Source organism: Streptomyces sp. FH025, from assembly GCF_017427025.1.
Classification (GTDB): domain Bacteria; phylum Actinomycetota; class Actinomycetes; order Streptomycetales; family Streptomycetaceae; genus Kitasatospora.
In genome coordinates, this window is record NZ_JAFLNG010000445.1 from 1 (window position 1) to 6,460 (window position 6,460).

5 protein-coding genes and 1 pseudogene are annotated in these 6,460 nt (G+C 70.9%); all 6 read right to left on the minus strand.

The window, feature by feature from the left end; genetic code table 11:
- Positions 1 to 2,005, minus strand: a 2,005-nt coding sequence (locus J0670_RS26305) for a phage portal protein (RefSeq protein WP_207814155.1), incomplete at its 3' end; no start/stop codon positions are given.
- 9 nt (positions 2,006 to 2,014) lie between these two features.
- Positions 2,015 to 2,233, minus strand: coding sequence for a hypothetical protein (locus J0670_RS26310; RefSeq protein WP_207814156.1), 219 nt, complete (start codon positions 2,231 to 2,233; stop codon positions 2,015 to 2,017).
- 26 nt (positions 2,234 to 2,259) lie between these two features.
- Positions 2,260 to 2,628, minus strand: a complete 369-nt coding sequence (locus tag J0670_RS26315; protein ID WP_207814157.1) for a hypothetical protein — start codon at positions 2,626 to 2,628, stop codon at positions 2,260 to 2,262.
- A 179-nt stretch (positions 2,629 to 2,807) separates the two neighbouring features.
- Entirely contained in the window at positions 2,808 to 3,236 is a 429-nt protein-coding gene (locus J0670_RS26320) for a hypothetical protein (RefSeq protein WP_207814158.1), read from the minus strand.
- A 330-nt stretch (positions 3,237 to 3,566) separates the two neighbouring features.
- On the minus strand, positions 3,567 to 5,492 hold the full coding sequence (locus J0670_RS26325) for a helix-turn-helix domain-containing protein (protein WP_207814159.1): 1,926 nt from the start codon (positions 5,490 to 5,492) through the stop codon (positions 3,567 to 3,569).
- A 164-nt stretch (positions 5,493 to 5,656) separates the two neighbouring features.
- Positions 5,657 to 6,460 (minus strand): annotated as a pseudogene (locus J0670_RS26330) (hypothetical protein); the annotation flags it as partial.

The window sequence follows — 6,460 nt, forward strand, 5'->3', positions numbered from 1 at the left end:
CGGTGGTGTCACCGGGGTGGCGCAGCAGGTCGTCGCCGATGGTGAAGGGCTGGCCGTAGGGCTGGGTCTGGCCGTCGGCCGCGTCGTGGTCGGGCCTGGTGCGGCCGTCGTGGTGGGCGATCCAGCGGCGGACGAGGCCGGTGCGGGCGCTGGCGGCGGCGGCTTGGTCTCGGGCGCTCTCGACGGTGGCGGTGGCGATGTGGCTCGCCTTGACGCTCGCCCAGTTCGCGAGGGAGCGGCCCCAGTCGCGGGTGGCCTCGGCGATGCCCGCCAGGCTCTTGCCCTCCCGGTCGGCGCCGGCGACGTCGGCGGCGAGGGCCTGGGCTTGCTTGGCGAGCCATGTGGTGAGCAGCGGGGCGATCGCGGGCCAGACGGCGACGGTGGCGGTGTTGGTCGAGCCGAGGGCGGCGTGCAGCTCGGTCGCGGCCGTGGTGGCGGCCTGTTCGATGAGGGGCTGGAGGGCCTGGGCGGCCTCCTGCTGCCAGGTGGCGACGTCGATCACCTGGTCGACGGGCAGGTCCTTGACGCTGGTGCGGGTGGTGGTGTCGCCTCGGTCGTCCCAGTGCCGGGTGCCCTTGCGGTGCCGGGGGGAGCCGAGTCGGGCGATGGTCCGTTCCGTCCAGCGGGTGGTGAGCGTCTGGAGGGCGTCGTCCAGGCGGCCTCGGAGGGAGTCGGCCGCGGTCTCGTCCAGGACGAGGTCGGAGGTGGGCGCCAGGGCCTTGCCTGTGGCTGGCGCCGGCGCCGGGGGCGGTGTCGTGGTGTCGAGGGCCGGGGCGTCGGCGGCGCGGGCGGGCAGGGCGGTGCGGCCGGAGGCCAGCCACAGGGCCCGGGTCTCGGGGGTGTCATCGATCTCGTCGGCGTATCCGGCGAGTTCGGCGTAGGAGCGGATCGAGCGGACGCCGGCGGCGACTTCCTCGCGGGCTTCGGACAGGCGTTTGGTGCGGGGTTCGCGCAGTACGTCGATGTCGGAGGTGTCGAAGTAGACCTCGTCGTCTTCCCCGGCGTCGTCCTGGAAGGCGTCGGCGATCAGCCGCAGGTGTGGCGGCATGGTGATCTCCCAGAACGTCGTCTTCTCGGCGCGGGCGTTGTCGAACGTCCGGCCGCTCGCGTTCCCGAGCTGGGACTCCGGGACGCCGAACGCTGCGAGCAACTCAACCCGGGAGAGGGCGGCGACGGTCTCATACGCCATGTCCCGGGGTGTGACGGAGGTGTCGGTGACGGTGACGTTGCCGCCGTTCAGCACCGTCCAGGAGCCGGCCGCGGACGGTCCCGTACCGAACCTGGCGCGCAGCAGGCGCAGTTCGTCGTCGTCCATGTCGCCGTCGATGCCGATCACGCCGCCGGGCCGGGCGTCGTTGTTGACGAACGACAGGTTGTAGTGGCGGGTGAAGAAGTCGAGGTCGGCGGACAGGCCGGCGGCTTCCAGCGGGGTGATGCCGCTGTACGGGTCGAGCGGGTGGGGGTTGCGGATCCAGCGCACCCGGTCGACGTCGAGGCGGCGCAGCTCGCCGGTGATCGTGACGGTCTCGAAGTGCGAGATCAGGTCGGCGCCGGTGGACGGTACCGGCCGCGTTCGCCCCGGCGGCAGCAGGTCGATGCGCAGCAGGTCGCCTCCGCGCGAGAACGTCGGTTCGAGGAACACCCCGCGCTTGGACAGCAGGAGCTGCATGCTGGCGCGCTTCTTGAAGGTCCACGCGCCCTCGGCCGCGTTGGCCCTGATGTTCATCGCGCGGTAGAGCGGGTGCGTGTCGTGGGGAGGTAGCGGCTCGTCGGAGGTGCCGCTGCGCGGGCGGACCCGCAACGGCCTGTCGGCCGTGTGGCTGGAGATCGTGTCGACGGCCTTGTAGATCCACACGGCCCGTTCCATGCCGTCGCGCACCGCGCGCTCGACGGACCACGGACGGGCCCGGTCGACGCCTGCGGGCGTCCAGCCGATCGTGTACTCCGGCGCGGACTTGATCGCCGGCGCGGGGCGGCGCAGGGTGGGGAACCAGCGGCGGGGCATCCGTTCCTCCTACTGCTCGGTGTGGTGGCCGAGGACGGCGGCGACCGCGAGCGCGAGCAGGCTGGTGCAGGCGAGGCCGAGGCGCGGGTCGGTGGCGTAGGCGGCCGCGTTGAGGCCGATGACGCCGAGTACGAGCAGACCGACGGCGACGACGTCGCGCACCCGGTGTGCGGTCAGGTGCGCGACGTCGTCCGTCAGGTGGGGCTGGTGCCTGCTGGGTATGGTCACGGCAGGCAGGCTAGGCACTTCGTGCGCTAGCGTCCCGGTGGCTGCTCCCGCATCCGGTTGCCCGCGTCTCGGGGGTCCGGCTTGCGGAAGTTCTCGGCCGCGGCGGCCTGGTGGCGGTTCTCGGGGGCGGGGCGGCGCTTACGGGTACCGATGGGCCCTCCGTGCAGCATCGGGTCGGAGCCGGCACACGGCTCTTCGCAGACCTCGTCGTAGGGCCTGCGGCAGCGGATGCACATCACGTCTGCGCTTTGGATCTTCGTCGTGGCCGGGACGCGGTAGATGCCGCGGCGGCGCGCGTAGGCGGCGCCCTGCGTGTCCACGGGGACGTACGCGGCGATCACCCACTCGTGGATGTCGGTGTTGGCGTCGTCGGTCGTCGTGCTGTCGGTGCTCAAGGCTGCGCTCCCCTCGCCAGCGGACGCCCTGTGGGTGGGTGCCGGTGGCAGCAGCGGTTGTTCGTCGTCCTGTTCTGCACGGGCCCCGTGGTGCTGGTGGTCCCGTCTCGTTCGTCAGGCGGTGCGGTGACCGCGTGCGTGGCCTCCGGGCAGTGCCCGAAGGGGCTCTGTGGTCAGTGCTAGGCGGATCTGGCGTCTTCCAGCATGGAGATCTCGATGTCCCAGCCCTGCATGCCGAGGACGGCGAGCGCCGGCTGGGCGTTCACGGCCCGCGGCATCGCGGTGACGGCAATGTGGGCAGCCTCGGTGCCGCTGTGGATCACCGGGCCGATCGCTTCCAGGATCGTGTCGCAGACGGCGCGCGCGCAGCGGTCGTCGGCGGCCGGGCCGATAGCAACCAGGGTGCCGCTTGCCCCATAGATCGGGGTGTGCCGGTAGGCGATGTTGTGGCGGCGGGCGAAGTCGTGCAGAGCGCGGACGGCACCAGTGGTCGCAGGGGCGAGGTGCAGCCACCACGTGCCCGGCTCCAGCGCCTCCACGGCGCCGGTTTCCGGGTCGGCGAGCGCTTCGTGGAGGTTGTCGAAGTCCTCGATGAAGGTGAGGAGCACGTTGGCTCCTGCCGCTGCCTCGCGCGGGGTCGGGTGACTGGTCGCAGGCGAACCCGACCCGATGTCCTTTATGTCCCAGGTGCGAACCGAGTAGTGCGCTGCGACGAGTCGGCCCACAGTTTGATTTGCGTGCTGGCTTGAGCCCAGCACAGCGAGAGTATGCAAGTTCCCCCACCATTCCGAGAGTTGCGGATTAGGCATTTCCCCTACGATCGACCGTAGATGGTGTGCGACGCATGGGGAATCTGTTCGATGCACAGGAGGGGTGTCACCACTGCACATCGGACACGAACCGCAACGCCCGGTTGCAGCGTGTAGCGGGTTTTCCTCTCAGTGAGGGTCTGGCCAGCGAGGCAGCGGCAGCGGGATGTTGAACTCGCTGGCGATCGCCAGCACGACGTCGTAGGCGTCGGCGCCTTGACCGAGTAGATCCCGCTGGAGGAGCCGGGTCGCAGCCCGCAGCCTCTTCCGGGCGGTCTGCGTGTGGATGCCCAGGGCGTCGGCCATCCGGGCCGTGTCACCACCGGCCAGCACCCACTCCTTCAAGGTGGTGACCAACTCCTCCGTCAACGGGTGAAGGAACTCGCGCTTCCATGCCTGGACTTCCGGGGTGTCCAGGTACGCCTGAAGGTCGGGAGGCCCGACATGCACCGTCTCGTCGGCCCGCTCATCCAGGAGCAGGGCCTCCAGCGCGACTGCGGTCAGCGCCCGGTCGCGGAGACTGTCGAGATCGACTCCGAGGACGGCCGCTGCGGATCGCACGCGGTTGGCGACGGTGTTGCGATGGGCGCCGGTGAGCTCGGCAGCGGCCCGCACGGAGAACTGGAGCGTGAGGTTGAGGGCTTGGAGCAGCACGTCGCGTTCCGCTCTGCGCTGCCCGAGAAGTGGGTGCAGCACGGCGGTGGCCCAGCCGGGGTAGGCCTCGTTGAGCAGTTCGGGAAGCCGCCTCTGCGAGCGGTAGTGCGCGGTCCTGCTGCGGTCGACTCGGGCGTTGGCGAGTGCCCGTAGAGCGTGGCGGTATGCCTGATCGGTCTCGGCGACCGGCCGGATGGCGCTGGCCCCGAGGTACCGATAGGGGCGCAGGGCGACCAGGTCGCGAAGCGCGGTGCACGCGCGGTCGTCGGCATCGGCGGCACCGGGCGGCTGCGGGACGACGATGATCAGGTGCTCGTCGTAGACGGGGCACTGCACGATCAGGGCATGTCTGCCGATGGAGCGCTGGCACTCGTCGTACAGGTGGTCGCGCTCGCCCGGGCGGCTTTCCAGGATGTACACGCGGGCGGCGTCCTGGTCGAGCAGGCCAGGGAAGAGGCTGGCCGCCGTCCGGCGCGCCTTGGACACCTCACCCACCATCAGCAGCTGCAAGATGGCGACACACAGCGCTATCGCCGTGGCTCGGTAGCTGTCGGTGGCGGTGTCCGCGTCTTCCACCGCGAGGTGCAGGGAGAGCAGGTCGGCGGCACGGCCGATCATCCGGGTGAACGCGTGGTCGAACGGGGACTCTCTGGCGACGGCGAGCACAGCGCGCGGCCGGGAGGTGCCGACGGCCACGAGCCGGATCTCGGTGCCACCGTCCTCGAGGGCGGCCGACTCGAGGGTCCCGTCCGCGATCTCCTGGATCTTGTCGGCGACGGCGGTGAGCTTGTCGGCCGAGCGCTGCGGGGCGACGGCGGCCAAGGCCCCATCCCGTCCGATCAGCGCGACTCGGCTACCGGTCCGGGCGGCCAGCCACCGCACGATGCGGCCGGAGTGCCGGCCGTCCGGTACGGGTCGGGCTTGGCCGAGCAGCCAGTCGCGCCACTCGATGCCGCGGTGCAGGTCGGCCATCCGCTCGCGCGTCACCGCTTCGGTGAAGTCGGCCCACGAGGTGCTGGCCGGCAGGGTGAGCAGCGGGACGTGCAGATGCCGCAGAGCTTCAACGAGCTCTGCGGGCGCGTGACCAGTCGTGGAGACGATGGCGAGGGCTGCCACACCCGAGCCGGCAGTGCGACTCACGAGCCGGTCGAAGGCGGGATCTGTCGAAGCCCAGTCGTCCAGGTCGACGATGGCCAGGGTCTGCGTCAGATTGCCGCGGGCTTGGTGACGGTCGCCGGGGTGAACAGGCAGGACGGAGGTGATGGTGCGGGTCAGGACACCCGGCGGCGTGCCCGGAAATGCCGTCAGTCCGAATTCGAGCATCCTGGTGAGACGCTCTAGCGTTGGCATAGTCCCCCCTCTTGCTGAATCAGCGCACACTTCGGAGCGCGAGCATGCCAAATCCGGCTACTCCCCTTCGCCGGATCCGGATGAGCGCGCCCCAGAAGAGGCTGTCATCAAAGCCCGGCCCATCTCCCATGTCAACACGAATAGTTGGGAACTCCATTACCGACCAATTGCTCTCCAATTTGGTTCTCGCGAACCCGCATTTGCCTGACCATTCGTCAGGCAATCACCCGGACCCGGCGACGGCCGGTGAGCGGCTCGTAGGGGGCCAGCAGGACCGCCTCGGCGCGGTCCGGCGAGCTGACTCCGCGCCGCCTCATCGACCGCTTGGACTCGATGACGGTCCGGCCGCCCGAGTTGGTCTCCAGCTTCGGCCCGGACAGCTGCGCCTGCGTACGGCGGTCGACGCGCAGCCGCAGCGAGCCCTGCCCGTGGGGAGACAGCAGCGATCGCATCGCCAGCCACATCTCGTCCCGCTTGTTGGAGGGGCGCAGCGTCGCGGCCTCGTCGTCCCGGCCCGTGCTCTCGCTGGCCAGCACGGTGACGATCTCCGCACGGTGGAGGCCTTCGCGCCGCCAGGCCTCCAGCAGGCCGGCGACCCCCCAGCCGATGCCGACTCCGTCGATCTTGACGCGCACGGGGGCGGTGCTGCCGAGCGCGGCCGCGAGGTCCTGGGCGGCCTTGATCTCCCGCAGCACGACTCCGGCGACGACCACCGGGTCAGCGTTGTCCTGGCCGGCGGTGGCGTGGCGCAGCTCGACCAGGTCGCCGACGGAGCGGGCGATGGCGAACTCGTCGCCCCCGTCGGCGGCGACGTCGACACCGAGCCTGACCCAGGCGCCGCGCCGCACCCGGTAGGCGCTGGTCTCGCCGTCCAGGCCGAGGGTGTTGAGGGCGACGTAGTCCGGGCCGTCCGGTTCGGGGTTGTCGCTGGCGCGCTCGACCCAGGAGGAGGGGATGGCGCGGGCCTGGCCACCTCGGGGGAAACGGGCGTGGACCTTCGCCTGGACGAAGGGGGCGTC